We start from the raw sequence: 15,962 nt of genomic DNA on the forward strand, positions 1-15,962 counted from the left end.
CCGTTCGTTTATGCGCTATGCTTGGATCTTCTCGATTCGTCCGCGGAAGCCCGCTTCTTGCGCTGGCGTCTCGGCACGAGCCGGAGCAGACGCTCAACGTTTTTTTTTAGCCCCCAAACCGCGTACAGCAGCAGCAAGGCCAAAATGACCCGCGGAATCGCCGTCGGAAACTGGAACGCCAGCAGCACGGCCGCGAGCACGACGACCGGAACGATCCAGACCGCTTTTTTGGGGAAGCCGACCTTTTTGAAATTCGGATATTTAATGCCGCTGACCATCAAAAACGAAAGCAGCAGCGTGCTGATCAGCAGCAGCGAAACGTGCAATTCCTGATCGAATAGCGCCAGCGTGGCCAGAACGCCGCCGGCGGCCGGTATCGGCAGCCCGATAAAGTATCCGGGAACCCCTTCCATCACGTTGAAGCGAGCCAGCCGGAGCGCGCCGCAAATCGGGAAAATGGCGGTTACGATCCAAGCCAGCGCCGGGGTTACGTCAATGAAGGCGGCTTGGTACATGATAAACGCGGGAGCGACTCCGAACGAAATCACGTCGGACAGGGAATCCAGTTCTTTGCCGAATTCGCTTTGGACGTTGAGAGCTCTTGCCACTCGCCCGTCAACCCCGTCAAGCAGCATCGCGATGATCACCAGCAAGGCGGCGCCTTCCGCCCGGTCGTGAAACGCCAAAATAATGGCAAGCACGCCCAGAAACAGATTGCCGATCGTAAACACGCTGGGTATGGATTTTGCGATCATCGATTTCACCTCGACTTTACCTTAGCTCAGCGAACCGGTTCGCCGGAATTCGATACGGCTATTCAAGCGAACGCGCCGTGCAGAGCAGACGGCGCCATCTAATCATTCTAGTCTGCCTAAATCTGTCTGTCAATAAACACCTGTTCCTGAATTCTTTTGAGCCCTTCCTGAATCGTCCGGGCCCGAACCTCCCCGATGCCGTCCACTTCGTCCAACTCCTCGATCGATGCCAGCAGGATGCGGGACAAGGCGCCGAAACGTTCCACCAGGTTATGTATGATAACGCTCGGAAGCCGGGGGATTTTGCTGAGCATCCGGTAGCCTCGGGGCAGCAGCCCGTCGTCGGACAGCATGTTGAGCGACGGGTATCCGAGCGTGCGGATGAGAATGTTCGTATCGAGCAGTTCGTCGTTCGTCAGCTTTTTGAGCGCGGACTGGATTTCGCGAATTTTGTCTTCGCTCGCGTCGCGGGCGTAATCCTTGAGCAACAGCCGCGCTTCTTCCTCGGCGGTGCCGACCAGTTCTTCCATCTGCATGCTGATGAGGCGCCCTTCATTGCCCAGCTCGAGCACGTAGCGGTTGATTTCCATCTTGATGCGCAGCACCATTTCGGCGCGCTGCACGACATAGGCGACTTCGTGAACCGTCACCAGCTCCTCGAACTCGAGCGCCGACAGGTTCGTCAGCGCCTGGCTGTACACGGCCCTGTATTTCTCCAGCGTTTGAATCGCCTGGTTCGCTTTCGTCAAAATAACGCCCATTTCCTTCAGGGAATAGCGCAGATTGCCTTGATACAGCGTAATGATATTGCGCCGCTGGGAAATCGACACGACGAGCTTGCCCGTCTGCTTGGCCACCCGCTCCGCCGTCCGGTGACGGATGCCGGTTTCGGTCGAAGCGATCGAAGAATTCGGGATCAGTTGCGTATTCGCGTATAAAATCCGTTTGCCGTCCTCGCTCAGGATGATCGCGCCGTCCATTTTGGCCAATTCGTACAAATAGTTCGGGCTGAAGTCGCAGTTGATCGAAAAACCGCCGTCGACGACTTCCATCACTTCGGGACTGTATCCGACGACGATGAGGGCCCCGGTTTTGGCGCGGAGAACGTTTTCGAGTCCTTCCCGAAACGGCGTTCCCGGCGCAACCATCTGAAGCAGCTGGTTCATCGTCTGATGCTGTTGGTGTTCTTTTTCCTTGGTCTCCTTCATCTTCCGCTCGGCTCCCCTATTCCAACGCAGCCTTCAGCGCTTCCGCGACCGTTCGGACTGCGATCAATTCGATACCTGCAGGCGGCTGCCAGCCCTTCATGCTCAGCTCGGGCAAAATGACCCGTTTGAAGCCGAGCTTCACCGCTTCCTTCACTCGCTGCTCCGCCCTCGAAACCGCTCTTACTTCTCCCGTCAGCCCGACCTCGCCGAAAACGACGTCAAACGGCCGGGTGGGCAAATCCTTGAAGCTGGACGCCAGGCTGACGGCCGCGGCCAGATCGGCGGCCGGTTCGTCCAGCTTGACCCCGCCGGCGACGTTCACGTAAGCGTCCTGATTTTGCAAAAACAAGCCCATCCGCTTTTCCAGCACGGCAATGACCAGCGAAATCCGGTGATGATCCAACCCGGACGACATGCGGCGGGGCGACGGAAAATGCGTCGGCGACACGAGCGCCTGCAGCTCCACCAGCACCGGCCGGGTTCCTTCGATGCTGGCGACGACCGTCGAGCCCGCGACGCCCAGCGGACGTTCCGACAGGAACAGCTCCGAAGGGTTCGCCACTTCGCGCAGCCCGTCCTCCGACATATCGAAAATGCCGATTTCGTTCGTCGAGCCGAAGCGGTTTTTGACGGCTCGCAGCAGACGGTAGGAATGATGCCGTTCTCCTTCAAAGTATAACACGCAATCGACCATATGCTCCAAAAGACGCGGACCCGCGATCGCGCCTTCCTTCGTCACGTGGCCGACGAGGACGGTGGCGATTCCGTTGACCTTCGCGATCCGCATAAACTGCGCCGTGCATTCCCGCACCTGCGCCACGCTTCCGGGAGCCGACGGAACGTCGGGGCGGTAGACGGTTTGAATCGAATCGATGACGAGAAAGTCCGGCCGGACCTCCGCGATCGCATCGTCGATCAGGTCGAGATTCGTCTCGCACAGCACGAACAGGTTGCCGTTCAGAGCGCCGAGCCGGTCCGCCCGCAGCTTCGTCTGGCGCACGGATTCTTCTCCCGAAACGTACAGCACCTTGAGCCCCTGCGTCGTCAGCGCGTGCGACGTCTGCAGCAGCAGGGTCGATTTGCCGATGCCGGGATCGCCGCCGACGAGCAGCAGCGAGCCGGGCACGAGTCCGCCGCCGAGCACCCGGTTCAGCTCGCCGAGCCCGGTCGGCACCCGCGGTTCGCGCCCGCTTTCTATATCTATGATGGACTTCGCCTTTTCTTTCGCCCGCGTCAGCTCGCTTCTCGCGACCGGAGCCTTGACGACGGACTCGGCTTCCTCCGTCATCGTGTTCCATGCCCCGCACCCCGGGCATTTGCCCATCCACTTGGGCGATTCCGTGCCGCATTCGTTGCATACGAATTTGATTTTGAGTTTGGCCATGCGAGAGCCCCTTTATCATTTGCAGTTACCAAAAGTGTACCATGTTTTGCATGCCGGATTAAACCCCGGACGCAAGACCCAAAGCTCACGGCCCCGCAATGAGCCTCGTTTCGGGCGCGACCTCCCGCGCGCATGCTTCGGCGATGCCCCGCCGCTGTCTGCCCATTTCACGCCGCTGCCTGCGCCATGCCCGCCGAAGCCCGCGCCATTTTCCCGCCGCCGCCTGCATCATACCCTCCGCCTGCACCACTTCACGCGGCCTTGCGCTATTTCACCCCGCTGCCTCGCCATTATGCTTCAAACCGTGTCTTTTCTAAGCCGAACCGCTTTACCGCGTCCACCACCAGCGCCAAAGAAGCCATAGCACAAGTCCGATAATCAGCACGCCTCCGCCCAAATAAAAAAGCACGAACAAAATCTTGCTGAGCACGAGCAGCAAAACGACGATGCAAACGCCCGAGATGAACAGCACGAGCGGCTGATTCCAGCGGATCGGCTTCCGCGAACGACGATACATTCCCGTTCTCCTTCCTGCGGCAGATTCCGGTTCCGCTGCCTCCGCGGGTGCCGGCGACTGCCAAGCTGATTTTGGCCTAACTTTTACGGGCACTGAAATGCTTGGCGAAATGCAAGGCATGTTTAATCCCGCGCCTCGACGGGAAAACCGCAGTGGCGCCAAGCGCCCGTTTGCCGGTTTGCCGCGCGCAATACTGCAACATATGACTTGGCCCGCCGGTTGGTGAGCGGTCTCCGTTCCCTCGATGCGTTCCCTTTGGTCCCTTCTAGATGTTCTCTTATCCTTCTCTTTCCGATATCCCGTTCGCTCAGTTCCGCCGGAAGAAAGGTTCGAGATCCGCCTTGCGCGCTTGCTCGCATTTCCCGACCAACACGATGCGGGCCGCAGTCGCGCGTTCGCACCGTCGGCAACGGAATTCTCAACCCGCACGATGCTGACGGAGGCACTCGCCGTTTGTTCGCTCGGTCTCCTGTGTCACGAATCCGTACGTTCCGACGACCCAGGCATGCACTCTCTGCTCCCGCGGCAAGTCCGGTTAAGCCGGACCCTTCTACGGCGGCCAGCGCCGTTATTCCCGCGAAATCGAGGTTTTCAAAATGTAATGGTAGCGTCAAGAAGTTTGTGTAAGTAGGTTTTTCCATCGGGACGATGGAATCAAAGGTTTGTTGTTGTCTTAGTGGAGGGCGTAGCCCAAGCGAAGGCGCGGGAGGCCGCTTTACTGCTCCTCCGCTTTGCTCGTGGGATAACGTTCCTCGAACAGCTCGGTCAGCTTCTTCTTCACCTCCAGATCGCCGAAGCCTCGGATGACGCGGTTCTCGAAGTTCTCGTTGTAACCTATCGCCTCCAAGTAAACAATCTTCTCCGCCGCGTCCATGTTCGTAAGGCTGTTCATCGGCCTCAGTCGCTTGCGGATTTCCTTGTTCATTCGTTCAATCGGATTGGAGGTGTAAATGGCTTCTTTAATCGCAGTTGGGTAGCTGTAGAACGTCAGTAACGTCGGCACCTGAGCCCGCCACGATTGGATTTCTTTCGGGTACTGTTTGCCCCATTTCGCTTGCACCGCATCAAGCGCCGCTATTGCCAGATCGCGATCCGGTGCGCGGTAGATCGTCTTCAGATCGTTGATCACCTCCGCCCGGTCATGGACTCGAATCTTGGGGAACGTCGCGCGCACCTTGTGAACGATGCAATGTTGCACATCTGCTTTCGGATACGTCTCCTTAAAGGCCTCTTCGAGCCCTGCGAGGCCGTCAAATACGCCAAGTAGCACATCCGTAGCCCCGCGGCTGTACAAGTCCTTGAGGACCTCCCGCCAGCCGTGTGCGCTCTCTTGACCGCCGACGTAGAAGCCGAGGATCTGACGATGACCGTCTTCGTCGATGCCCATGGCGAAGTAAATGACTTCGCCGCTCACCGTGCTGCGCTTGAGCTTGACGTAGAGGCCGTCGAGGTAGATGACGGAGTAGCGTTTCTTTAAGGGGCGCTGCTGCCAGGCTTGGATGTCCTCGAGTACGGTAGCCGTGATGTTGCTGATGGTGGAGGGGGAGTACTGGCTGCCGAACATACTCTCGATAAATCGAGCGACATCCCGGGTCCCCATCCCGCTTTTGTACATCTGAATGACGGCTTCCTCCAGCCACCCGTCCCGTCGCTGATACGGCTCGAAGACGTGGGTCTGGAACTGGCCGTTACGGTCGCGCGGCACCTGAAGATCCTCGATGTGGCCGTATTTAGTGTGAAGGGTGCGTTCGTAGTAGCCATTGCGGCTGTTGCGCTCGCCACCAAGTCCTTCTTCCATGAAGTGCTTGATTTCGGCACGCATGATGGACTCCAGGTTGTCCTTGACGAACTGGGTGACAACATTTTCAAATAGATCGGAAAGCATGTTTTCGGGTATAGTAGACATCGAGTAGGGCTCCTTCTTGGTGATCTAGCAATCCCGAGAATACCCTACTTTTTTGTTGCCTGTTAAGGCTCCAAATCATGGCACACAAACAATTGTACGTCATCAATGTAATGGAAATTCATTCCGTTATTTGAGCCAAAAGAGACGTTTTCACCCCGTCCCACCTGAAATAAGGGCGCTGCTTCCGTTAGAATTTGTAAGCTGGAGAATAAAGCAAAATATAGTCTCCTGCTTCCGTTCAATCGAGCAGGATATTCACGCTTATAACGCTGCTCAAGCCTGCTCCGCATTCAATCCTTACATTGTACGCGCAAAACGAAAAAAAAGATGAAGAATACGGTGATCCGGTGAAAAGCGCGCAAGCCGCTTGTCCTCAACTGCATACGGCTATATGTACTTGGAGGGTCGAGATGAGCCGCCACGACTCAACCGGATCGCTAACGGGCCATGCGGAGGCGCAAAAGTGGGTAATTTTTACTCAACTGCCTACCGCCATATGTACATGACGGGCTGAGATGAGTCGCCACGACTCAACCGGGGCGTTTGCGGGCATGCGGAGGCGGCAAGATGGGTATTTTTTACTCAACTGTGTACGGCCATATGTACATGACGGGCTGAGATGAGCCGTCACGACTCAACCGGATCGCTAACGGGCCATGCGGAGGTGCATTTAGCCGTTAGCGCGGCGGCGCCAACCGACAAAAAAAGCCCGCCGGAAGTCCGAAAACTTCCGGCGGGCTCGCCTGTATACGCGAATCATCAGGAATTGCTCGTCACTTCGTCCTTCGTGCTGACGACCAGCTCGCCGTCCTTCTCGTCGATGACGAGCGAGTGGCCTTTGCTGATTTTGCCGATCAGCAGTTCCTCGGACAGGCGGTCTTCGATATGCTTCTGAATCGCGCGGCGCAGCGGACGCGCGCCGTATTGCGGATCGAAGCCTTCCTTGGCGAGGAAGCTCGCCGCCGCTTCGGTGAGCTCGAACTGGATTTCCTGCTCTTTGAGGCGTTTGCGCAATTCGTCCGCCATCAGGGTGACGATTTGGGCGATGTGCTTCTCTTCGAGCGGGTGGAAGACGATCGTCTCGTCGATCCGGTTCAGAAACTCCGGACGGAACGACTTCTTCAGCTCGGCCAGCACCTTATCCTTCATGTTCTGATAATCCCGGCCTCCGTCCTGGGCGGCCGTGAAGCCGAGCGTCGAGTTGCGCTTGATCTGGTCGGCGCCGACGTTCGACGTCATGATGATCAGCGTGTTGCGGAAGTCGACGGTGCGGCCTTTGGAATCGGTCAGGCGCCCGTCTTCCAGCACTTGCAGCAGCACGTTGAACACTTCCGGGTGCGCCTTCTCGATTTCGTCCAGCAGGACGACGGAATACGGCTTGCGGCGAACTTTCTCGGTCAGCTGGCCGCCTTCGTCATAGCCGACGTATCCCGGAGGCGCTCCGACGAGGCGGGACGTCGAGTGCTTCTCCATGTACTCCGACATGTCGATGCGGATGACCGCGTTCTCGTCGCCGAACATCGCTTCGGCAAGCGCCCGCGCGAGCTCGGTTTTCCCGACGCCGGTCGGCCCGAGGAAAATGAACGAGCCGATCGGACGTTTCGGATCCTTCAGGCCGGCGCGCGAGCGGCGGACGGCGCGGGCGACGGCTTTGACGGCTTCGTCCTGTCCGATGACGCGATCGTGCAGGATGTCCTCCATCTTCAGCAGGCGCTCGGTTTCTTCCTCCGCCAGCTTGCTCACCGGAATGCCGGTCCAGCTGGCGACGACTTGCGCGATATCTTCCGGCGTCACCTCGGAATCGGTGCGGCCCTGCTTTTCCTTCCATTGGTTCTTCGTCGCGTCGAGCTCCTCGCGAATCTTCTGCTCGGTATCTCGCAGCGCGGCCGCTTTTTCGAATTCCTGGCTTTGCACGGCGGCGTCCTTCTCCTTGCGGATATCCTCGAGACGCTGCTCAAGCTGCTTCAGATTCGGCGGTACCGTGTACGAACGGAGCCGTACCTTCGAGCTCGCTTCGTCGATCAGGTCGATCGCCTTGTCCGGCAGGAACCGGTCGGTAATGTACCGGTCGGACAGCTTGACGGCGGCTTCGATCGATTCGTCCGTGATTTTCACGCGGTGATGCGCTTCGTAGCGATCGCGCAGCCCGTGCAAAATTTGGACCGCTTCGTCCGGAGACGGCTGGTCGACCGTAATCGGCTGGAACCGTCTTTCGAGCGCAGCATCCTTCTCGATATATTTGCGGTATTCGTCCAGCGTCGTCGCGCCGATGCATTGCAGCTCGCCGCGGGCGAGCGCCGGCTTCAGAATGTTGGAGGCGTCGATCGCCCCTTCGGCGCCGCCGGCTCCGATCAGCGTGTGCAGCTCGTCGATGAACAGAATGACGTTGCCGGCCTGGCGGATTTCGTCCATGATCTTTTTCAGCCGGTCCTCGAATTCGCCCCGGTATTTGGTGCCCGCCACGACGGACCCCATATCCAGCGTCATGACGCGTTTGTCGCGAAGCGTTTCCGGAATTTCGTTGTTGACGATCCGCTGCGCAAGGCCTTCGGCGATCGCCGTTTTGCCGACGCCGGGCTCGCCGATCAGCACCGGATTGTTCTTCGTGCGGCGAGACAGCACCTGAATGACGCGTTCGATTTCCTTCGCCCGTCCGATGACCGGGTCGATATTGTTGTCCCGGGCACTCGCCGTCAAGTCGCGGGCCAGGCCGTCAAGCGTCGGCGTGCTGACGTTGGCGGACGGGCCGTGGTTTTGCGAAACGTTCTCGCTGCTGCCGAGAAGCTGCAGCACTTGCTGGCGGGCCTTGTTCAGGCTGATGCCCAAATTGTTGAGCACGCGGGCCGCGACGCCCTCGCCCTCGCGGATCAAGCCGAGCAAAATATGCTCCGTGCCGACATACGTATGGCCGAGCTTGCGGGCTTCGTCCATCGACAGCTCGATGACCTTTTTGGCGCGGGGCGTATAAGCGATATTGGTCGGCTGCTCCTGGCCGCGTCCGATGAGCGATTCGACTTCGTCCTGAATTTTTTCGAGTCCGAGTCCGAGCGCGATGAGCGCCTTGGCGGCGATGCTTTCTCCTTCGCGAATCAGACCGAGCAGAATATGCTCCGTGCCAATGTTATTGTGTCCCAGGCGCACCGCTTCTTCCTGCGCCAGCGCGAGCACTTTTTGCGCGCGTTCGGTAAATCTTCCGAACATCATAAGACAGCACCTCCCCAATTAATGTAAGAATAGAACATTTACGCCCTGGATGCCAGTTTCGTTCGAATCATTTCCGCCCTGGCGATATCCCGCCGCTCGGGAATGAGCGTATCCCCGTACGCCTGCTGCAAAAATCCCGGCTGCGTGGACACGATCAACTCGTTCAGCGAGGTCGGATCGAGATCCGGAAGAATGCCGAGATGGACGCCGAGCCGAATGTCGGACAGCCGCTGCGAAGCTTCCTTCGAATCGATGACGGTCGCATGCGTCAAAATGCCGTACGAGCGCTTGACCCGATCTTCCACCCGGATTCGGTTCTCGTTCAACAGCTTGCCGCGGGCGGCTTTTTCGTGGCCGATAATCTGCTTGGCGACGGCGTGCAGGTTCTCGACGATCTCCTGCTCGGACTGGCCGAGCGTGATCTGATTCGAGACCTGGAACAGGTTGCCCGTCGCTTCGCTTCCTTCGCCGTACAGCCCGCGAACCGCGAGACCGACCTGCGTCACCGCCGTCAAAATCCGGTTGATCTGGCCGGTCAGCACGAGCGCCGGCAGATGCATCATGACCGATGCCCGGATGCCGGTGCCGACGTTCGTCGGGCAGCTCGTCAAATAGCCGTGCTTTTCGTCGAAGGCGTAATCGACGCCCTCTTCGAACAAATCGTCGATTTTGCTCGAGAAATCCCACGCCTCCGGTATTTGAAAGCCCGGATACAGGCATTGAATGCGCAGATGGTCTTCCTCGTTCACCATAATGCTGACGTCTTCGGTATTGCTAAGGATAAGCGCGCCGTTCCGGGACTCGTTCGCCAGCATCGGGCTGATCAGATGCTTTTCGACGAGGACGAGCTTCTCCAGTTCGGTGAGCTCGGACAGGCGGATCGTCTGGAAGGAATCGACCCCGTTCAGCCGCCCGCTTTCCGCGATGCCGAGCAGCTGCTCCATCGCCTTCTCGGATTGCTCCGACGTGGCGAACAGCGGAAACGGATAATTCCGCAAATTGCGGGCGATCCGCACCCGGCTGCTGAGCACGACGTCCGTTTCGGGCGCTTTTTTGCTCATCCACGGACTTAGCGCTTGTTGAAAAGGTTGCTTGTTCACGAAGATTCCTCTCCTTCGTCAACCCGAGATTTCGTTCTCGAGCTCCCGGATCCGGTCCCGGAGCTGAGCCGCCGTCTCGAAATCTTCGCGTTCGATTCGAACCTGGATTTCCTTTTTAAGCCGATCGATTTCGCGTTTCGCTTTCACGTGGCCTCCGGCCCGCTTAGGGACTTTGCCGACGTGCACCGTGTTTCCGTGAACCCGCTTCAGCAGCGGATCCAGCCGTTCGGAAAATTGCTTGTAGCAGTGGCTGCACCCGAATTTCCCCATTTTGCTGAATTGGGCGTACGTCATCCCGCACTTTTCGCAACGGGGAACGTCCGGCCGCGATCCGACGTTCGAAGGCTCGAAATCGAGAAGGCCGGACAGCAAATTGTGAATGGAGAAGCCGCTTGCCGTACCCGGAATCATCTCGCCCTTGTCGCGGGCGCATGCTTCGCAAATATGCAGCTCCGACTTTTCTCCATTGTTGATTTTCGTAAAATGAAGCGTTGCCGGCCGTTTGCCGCATTCTTGGCAAACCATGGCTTTTCCTCCTTTCCGGAATGCGCTTCGCCCTACTTCGTGAGCAGAGCGAACAACGCCGCTTTCATGATTCTCGCGCGAAGCTCATCCCGGTACGGAAGCTTGACCGCGAGCGCCTCGCGCGAAACGGCCGCCTTCAGCATGCCCGCCTCGCGCCCGGTCATAAATCCGGCTTCTTCCAGCTGATAAATCAGTCCTTCGGCAGCCGTCTGATCGATCCGATCGCCGATCGTCTGCTGAACGTGCGCCTGAATCGCCTCCAGCGAAGGCAGATCTACGCGCTGAATCCGGATATAGCCGCCGCCGCCGCGCTTGCTCTCGACGTAATACCCCTTTTCCAGGGTAAACCGGGTACTGATGACGTAATTGATTTGCGAAGGAACGCAAGAAAACTTACCCGCCAAATCGCTGCGCTGAATCTCGACCGCGCCATCCGAACTGTTATGAATGATCTGCTTCAAATAATGCTCGATCAGATCGGATATGTTGCGCACCATCAGAACCTCCTTTCCGGAGCGCCTTCTGACTTTGACTTTCTTTGACTATAGACTTATTATAATCGATCTTGTTTTATTTGCCAAGAGGGGGACGAAGCCCCCTCATGATCAGTATGGGAAGGGCGGCATCGCTTTATTCGCGGGGGCGAAAGCGATCAGAAGAAATCCGCCAGGTACGGCCGATGTTCCGGCACGCGCCGTTCCAGCAGCTCGATCCGTTCGGCGTCCCCCCGCAGCCGGCCCCAACGCTCCAAATCCGCCGGACGCCGGTTGCCGAGCAGCATCGCGGTCAACGTTTGAATATCGCAAGCGACGCCGTCGGAACGGACGGCCGCCTCCTCCTCGCGGCGCATCCGCGCGGCGCCTTCCGCGTCCCACTCGATGCGGAAAACGCCGTCGTTCCACGGCGCGAATTCGTCGCGGAGCGCAAGCCGCAAGCTTTCGTTCCCGGCCCCGGGAGCGAACGGAAGCAAGGAGACGAAGCCTTCCGCATCCACGATTCGCGACATGAAGTAAGGGACCACTTCCTGCTTGAACCGGGGATCGGCGAAAAGGAACGGGCTTTCGTCATCGGCCGGAACCGTCATCGTCACCTTGTCGGCCATCGAATCGTGGTTGGCCGCGAACTGCCAAAGCCCGCGCCGCGCCTCTTCGGTCAACGCGACCCATTCGTGAACGGCAAACGTTCCGCCGCTCACCTCATAGAGTATGTAGCCTTCCGGCTCGCTGCTTGCGTTTTGCCAGATCGCCGCAAGCCCCGGCTTGGAAAATACCTTCGAGCGCCACCATTCCGGCGAACGCTTCAGCATCCCGACGCGGCCCATGGCGAACCGGTCGTACAGGTCGTTGAAAGCGTCGGCCTCCTTGGCCGCCCTGACGATTTTTCCGGAGACTTCCGAGCGTTTCGGGAGCTGGCTCTGCGCAATGACGTACATCTTTCGTTCGACGGTCATTTCCCAGCCGAATTTACGGTAAAAAGGAAACGAGAACGGATGCAGCATGCTTACCGTTTGGCCTTGTTCGCGCATCGTGACGAGCGCTTGACCGAGCAGCTTCGTTACGCAGCCGTATCTTCTCGCTTCCGGCCAGGTCGCGACGCTGGCGATGCCTCCCATTTTCAACAACGTCCGTCCCGCCCGCATTTCAAACGGAATCAAATGAAGCCCGGACATCAGCTTGCCGTCCTCGCCGAACGCCCCCCAATGCTCCTCCGGCCGAAACGAAGCCTTGTATTCCTTCGCCTCCTCCTCGGACAACCCTTTTTGAAACGCGAATTCGGACAGCGCGATACGCTCCTCCATCTCATTCGCGGTAAGCTGACGAATCTGCATGCGGCATGCCTCCCTTTGGCTCCATCATAACGCATTTCAACGCGGTTCGCACTCGTCGCGCGGAACGGCAAGGGACAAAAAACCGTCTCCCCGCCCGGATTCGGCGAAAAGACGGCTGATGCGGCTTAATCTTGCGGCGCCAGGGAAGACCCGCTATCCGCGTTCGCCAGGCGCAATTGCTTGCGGTAGACGACCTTGGAAATCGTGATGCTGATTTCGTACAGCAAAAACAACGGAACGATGACGATAATGTCCGACATGATGTCCGGCGGCGTGATCGTAACCGCAAGGATGACAAGCGCGAAGTAAGCCATCTTGCGCGCTTTGGCCATTCTCACCGGATTCACGATGCCGAGCTTGGTCAAAAACATGACGATCGCCGGCATCTCGAACAGAAAGCCGAACGGAACCGTCATATGGATCATGAACGTAAAATACTTTTGCGCCGTGTACATCGTCTCGAACGAGCCCGCGGCCATGTTCTGCATAAATTGCAGCACCATCGGGAAGAGGACGAAATAGCCGAACCCGACGCCGGCGACGAACAGCACGCCGATCGCGGGGATGAGCAGCAGCGCCGGCCGCCGCGCCCGGTCCGGCAATGCCGGCTCCACGAACTTCCACGTCTGGTAGGCGGCGACGGGAAGCGTGACGGCGACGGCGATGCAGCCCGCGATCATCATGTATACCCACATGACGTCCGACGGACCGAGCAAAACGAGCGGCCGGTCCATATCTCTTACGAGCCATTCGTAAATGTCCCGCACGTAAAGGAGCGCCGCCGCCATCGCCACGACAAAGGCGACGAGCGTGCGGATGATGCGAGTCCGCATTTCCTCCAGATGCTCGAGAGCGCTCTGGTCGTTCGGGTTACGCATTCGGCTTGTTCTGCGCCGCGACGGCTTGCGGAGCCGATGTCGAAGCGGCTTGCGAACCCGTTTCCTTGCTGCCGCCTTCGTCCTCGCCGTTTACGAGCCCCTTCGTCGCCCCTTTGAATTCGCTGAGCGTCCGGCCGAACGCGCGGCCGAGCTCGGGAAGCTTGGAAGGACCGAAGATGATGAGCGCGATGATCAAAATGAGAATTAAACCGCCGATTCCGATATTGCCGAATGGCATCGCGATCGCTCCTTTTCTTTTTTATCCCGGGGGTTTAGCCCAGCTTGAAGCCGCTGATGGCGACGACCGCGCACCTGGCGATTTTTTCGCCCGGCCGGTGCGGCCACGTGCTCGTAGGCTGGCTCAAATCCTCCGTATTTTCGCCCGGATGCTGGATCGACAGGAACAGCGTTTGCTCGTCGGGCGTGAAGAAAGGACCGGTAAGCTCGCATTCGACCGGACCCGACGCGAATTGCAGCGCGACGCCCTTGTCCGGCCCGCTCGTCGGAATGACGAAAAGCCCGTTGTTCATGAACGATTTGTGCACGCCCTTGTTTTGGCTGCTGCTCGAAATGTCCGTGACGACCCACAGGTTGCCGTTCGAATCGAACGCGAGGTTGTCCGGCGAGCTGAAGCCGGATTGGCGTCCGCCGGCGGCGAAAATCTCGAAGTCGAATTCCAGGGCGCCCAGGTCGTTGCCCGCTTCGAAAATGCGGGTAATGTGGCCGTGAATGTTGCCGTGGCTGTCGTTGTTCGTATGGCAGATGAAAACGGTGTTGTCGAACGGCGAAATCTCGATATCCTCCGGACGGTCCGTCGGCGTGCCGCCGACAAGCTTCGCGGCCTGCTGGCAGTACGTCACGACGTCGCCCTGCGTTTTGAACGTCGCTTTCAGTTCCGGCTCGTCCTCGAACGATTTGGCGACTTCCTCGAGCGTTACCGGGCGCCATTTGCCGGTTTTCAAATCGGCCACGTGCAGCGTTCCGTCTTCGAGCAGCGCCGAATTGGCTCGGCCCTTCGCCTTGTCGAATTTGCCGTTGCTGATGAATTTGTAGACGCAGGCATCCTTCTTGTCATCGCCCATGTAGACGACGACGCGTCCGTCCGCGGCCAGCCCCATCGCCGTATTTTCGTGGTTGAACCGGCCGAGCGCCGTATGCTTTTTCAAAAAGTTTTTGTCGAACGGATCGACTTCGACGACCCATCCGTAGTGCGTTTCCGGCAGGTTGGACGCCGCGGCCGTCTGCTCGAAGTTCTCCTCGCACGAAAGCACCGTATTCCACAGCGTGACGCCGCCGGAGCAGTTCGCGAACGTGCCCGTCGCCGTCGTCGCGCCTTTCAGAGCCTGAGTGCCCTTGGCCGGGCCGGTGATGTCGAATTTCGTATATCCGTTGATGCGGCGTGCGTACTTGGACGTTTTGTCCATTTTCCATACGCCGTTTTCGTCGCGATACACTTCGATAACGGACATGCCTTGGTAATACAGGTTTTTCTGGATTTGGTCGGCGGTCATCTTGTCGTCCTTCACCGGGCCGATCTGGAAAATGGTCGTATACTCGTGATTGTTGACGAGAAGCCCGCGAACGTTGGAGCCGTCAATCGGGAAAAAGGCGTTGTAGTCGCAGCCCGACCCGAACTTTTCCCCCGCCGGATTGATCACGTCGTCGAAAGCCGCGACAACGTCGTATTTGAAGTTTTTGGGCAAAATAAGCTGGTCTTCCTTGGAAGGCTGAATCGGATCGAAATAACCGCTGACCCGGTTCGTGTTGAACCCGAACAAATGATTGGCCGTCGCGGATGCGGCGGAAGCTTTGCCGTCCAGCACGCCCAGTCCGGCGGAAGCTGCCGCCAGCGCCGTCGCGCCCGTACCCAGGTAAGAGAGAAACGTTTTCCGGTCCATCGTTTTGCTCAACTTATCCACCCCTAGCCCTTGTAATGACATCCATCAAGTACAAGCATAGGGAGGAAATGTTAAGTCCATATCATCCGAAGGCCGTCGGTTTGTAAATTTAACGTTTTCCTGTTTTTTCCGCCTTGTCTGGCTTGTCGGGTTTGTCCGGTTTATCCGGCTTGTCAGGTTTATCCGGCTTGTCAGGTTTATCCGGCTTGCCGGGTTTGTCGATAACGTGCCGAAGGACGAATTCGTCGTTGGCCGCAAGCTCCCTCGGCGCCGCGTCCGTCGCCTTGATGCCGGTCAGCCTGATCGTCGTTTCCCCCTCCTTCAACGCCTTGAATTTCAGCGTCGCCAACGACTCCGTGCCGGTCGCGCCCGAAGGCAGCGTTTTGCGCGTCAACGCCAGCTCGACTTTTCCCTTGCGCGCGTCCGCCTTCCGCACCCAGTCGTTGAACCGCTTGCTTACGGAAATATGGCCGTCGGCTTTCAACTGAAGCGCCTTCGGGTCGTATTCCACGACAAACTGGACCCCGAACAGGTCCTTCGCCTGCCCGGCCGCGACTTCCACTTCGAACGTGTCGCCTTTCTTGTGGCGGTCCGATTTGGGTTTGCCCGCGACGGACAGCGAGAGCCGCAGCTCTTCCTCTTCGGCCCGCGCGATGCCGGGCGCGGCCGGAACGAGCATCCAGACGAGCGCGAGCGCAAGGCCCGCCAACATGAGTTTTCGCAAGTTCGTTTCCTCCTTTTTGTCCCGGGGCGATGACG

Annotated in this window: 14 protein-coding genes; all 14 read right to left on the bottom strand. The window is 58.5% G+C overall.

Features of this window, described 5'->3' with window-relative positions:
- Positions 1 to 8: 8 nt before the first annotated feature.
- The 14 genes from pssA to B7E11_RS02395 all read right to left on the bottom strand — a co-directional run bounded on the left by pssA (position 9) and on the right by B7E11_RS02395 (position 15,927).
- Positions 9 to 755: a CDP-diacylglycerol--serine O-phosphatidyltransferase gene (gene pssA, locus B7E11_RS02330; RefSeq protein WP_080832014.1), complete on the bottom strand. Its 747-nt coding sequence runs from the start codon at positions 753 to 755 to the stop codon at positions 9 to 11.
- Positions 756 to 871: 116 nt separating this feature from the next.
- Positions 872 to 1,963 carry a DNA integrity scanning diadenylate cyclase DisA gene (gene disA, locus B7E11_RS02335; protein ID WP_080832015.1) on the bottom strand — a complete coding sequence of 364 codons (1,092 nt, stop codon included), beginning with the start codon at positions 1,961 to 1,963 and terminating at the stop codon, positions 872 to 874.
- A 16-nt stretch (positions 1,964 to 1,979) separates the two neighbouring features.
- Positions 1,980 to 3,347: a DNA repair protein RadA gene (radA, locus tag B7E11_RS02340; protein ID WP_080832016.1), complete on the bottom strand. Its 1,368-nt coding sequence runs from the start codon at positions 3,345 to 3,347 to the stop codon at positions 1,980 to 1,982.
- Positions 3,348 to 3,675: 328 nt separating this feature from the next.
- Entirely contained in the window at positions 3,676 to 3,864 is a 189-nt protein-coding gene (locus tag B7E11_RS02345; RefSeq protein ID WP_080832017.1) for a hypothetical protein, read from the bottom strand.
- 715 nt (positions 3,865 to 4,579) lie between these two features.
- Positions 4,580 to 5,770 (bottom strand): IS256 family transposase, encoded by a 1,191-nt coding sequence (locus tag B7E11_RS02350; RefSeq protein ID WP_080832018.1) that lies wholly within the window; start codon positions 5,768 to 5,770, stop codon positions 4,580 to 4,582.
- A 759-nt stretch (positions 5,771 to 6,529) separates the two neighbouring features.
- Positions 6,530 to 8,974: an ATP-dependent protease ATP-binding subunit ClpC gene (gene clpC, locus B7E11_RS02355; protein WP_080832019.1), complete on the bottom strand. Its 2,445-nt coding sequence runs from the start codon at positions 8,972 to 8,974 to the stop codon at positions 6,530 to 6,532.
- Positions 8,975 to 9,012: 38 nt separating this feature from the next.
- Positions 9,013 to 10,074, bottom strand: a complete 1,062-nt coding sequence (gene mcsB / locus B7E11_RS02360; RefSeq protein ID WP_425430050.1) for a protein arginine kinase — start codon at positions 10,072 to 10,074, stop codon at positions 9,013 to 9,015.
- Positions 10,075 to 10,092: 18 nt separating this feature from the next.
- A complete protein-coding gene (gene mcsA, locus B7E11_RS02365) occupies positions 10,093 to 10,599 on the bottom strand; it encodes a protein-arginine kinase activator protein McsA (RefSeq protein ID WP_080832020.1) in 507 nt (168 codons plus the stop codon).
- A 32-nt stretch (positions 10,600 to 10,631) separates the two neighbouring features.
- Complete coding sequence (locus B7E11_RS02370) at positions 10,632 to 11,093, bottom strand: CtsR family transcriptional regulator (protein ID WP_080832038.1); 462 nt, start codon at positions 11,091 to 11,093, stop codon at positions 10,632 to 10,634.
- Between the two features lie 158 nt (positions 11,094 to 11,251).
- Positions 11,252 to 12,427: a GNAT family N-acetyltransferase gene (locus B7E11_RS02375; RefSeq protein ID WP_080832021.1), complete on the bottom strand. Its 1,176-nt coding sequence runs from the start codon at positions 12,425 to 12,427 to the stop codon at positions 11,252 to 11,254.
- 125 nt (positions 12,428 to 12,552) lie between these two features.
- The gene (tatC, locus tag B7E11_RS02380; protein WP_080832022.1) at positions 12,553 to 13,305 is read right to left on the bottom strand and encodes a twin-arginine translocase subunit TatC; all 753 of its coding nucleotides are present in this window, start codon (positions 13,303 to 13,305) and stop codon (positions 12,553 to 12,555) included.
- Positions 13,298 to 13,543 carry a twin-arginine translocase TatA/TatE family subunit gene (gene tatA, locus B7E11_RS02385; protein ID WP_080832023.1) on the bottom strand — a complete coding sequence of 82 codons (246 nt, stop codon included), beginning with the start codon at positions 13,541 to 13,543 and terminating at the stop codon, positions 13,298 to 13,300. Before tatA ends, tatC begins: the two co-directional genes overlap by 8 nt.
- A 34-nt stretch (positions 13,544 to 13,577) precedes the next feature.
- Positions 13,578 to 15,203, bottom strand: coding sequence for a PhoX family protein (locus tag B7E11_RS02390; protein WP_080832039.1), 1,626 nt, complete (start codon positions 15,201 to 15,203; stop codon positions 13,578 to 13,580).
- 109 nt (positions 15,204 to 15,312) lie between these two features.
- Positions 15,313 to 15,927 (bottom strand): cohesin domain-containing protein, encoded by a 615-nt coding sequence (locus B7E11_RS02395; RefSeq protein WP_176220577.1) that lies wholly within the window; start codon positions 15,925 to 15,927, stop codon positions 15,313 to 15,315.
- Between the last annotated feature and the right edge of the window lie 35 nt (positions 15,928 to 15,962).

This window comes from Cohnella massiliensis, from assembly GCF_900169535.1.
Lineage (GTDB): Bacteria > Bacillota > Bacilli > Paenibacillales > Paenibacillaceae > Cohnella > Cohnella algarum.

What these genes read in the sequence shown, in the direction of transcription:
- pssA (WP_080832014.1), bottom strand. Translation starts at nt 755, where the DNA reads ATGATCGCAAAATCCATACCCAGCGTGTTTACGATCGGCAATCTGTTT.
- disA (WP_080832015.1), bottom strand. Translation starts at nt 1,963, where the DNA reads ATGAAGGAGACCAAGGAAAAAGAACACCAACAGCATCAGACGATGAAC.
- radA (WP_080832016.1), bottom strand. Translation starts at nt 3,347, where the DNA reads ATGGCCAAACTCAAAATCAAATTCGTATGCAACGAATGCGGCACGGAA.
- B7E11_RS02345 (WP_080832017.1), bottom strand. Translation starts at nt 3,864, where the DNA reads ATGTATCGTCGTTCGCGGAAGCCGATCCGCTGGAATCAGCCGCTCGTG.
- B7E11_RS02350 (WP_080832018.1), bottom strand. Translation starts at nt 5,770, where the DNA reads ATGTCTACTATACCCGAAAACATGCTTTCCGATCTATTTGAAAATGTT.
- clpC (WP_080832019.1), bottom strand. Translation starts at nt 8,974, where the DNA reads ATGATGTTCGGAAGATTTACCGAACGCGCGCAAAAAGTGCTCGCGCTG.
- mcsA (WP_080832020.1), bottom strand. Translation starts at nt 10,599, where the DNA reads ATGGTTTGCCAAGAATGCGGCAAACGGCCGGCAACGCTTCATTTTACG.
- B7E11_RS02375 (WP_080832021.1), bottom strand. Translation starts at nt 12,427, where the DNA reads ATGCAGATTCGTCAGCTTACCGCGAATGAGATGGAGGAGCGTATCGCG.
- tatC (WP_080832022.1), bottom strand. Translation starts at nt 13,305, where the DNA reads ATGCGTAACCCGAACGACCAGAGCGCTCTCGAGCATCTGGAGGAAATG.
- tatA (WP_080832023.1), bottom strand. Translation starts at nt 13,543, where the DNA reads ATGCCATTCGGCAATATCGGAATCGGCGGTTTAATTCTCATTTTGATC.
- B7E11_RS02390 (WP_080832039.1), bottom strand. Translation starts at nt 15,203, where the DNA reads ATGGACCGGAAAACGTTTCTCTCTTACCTGGGTACGGGCGCGACGGCG.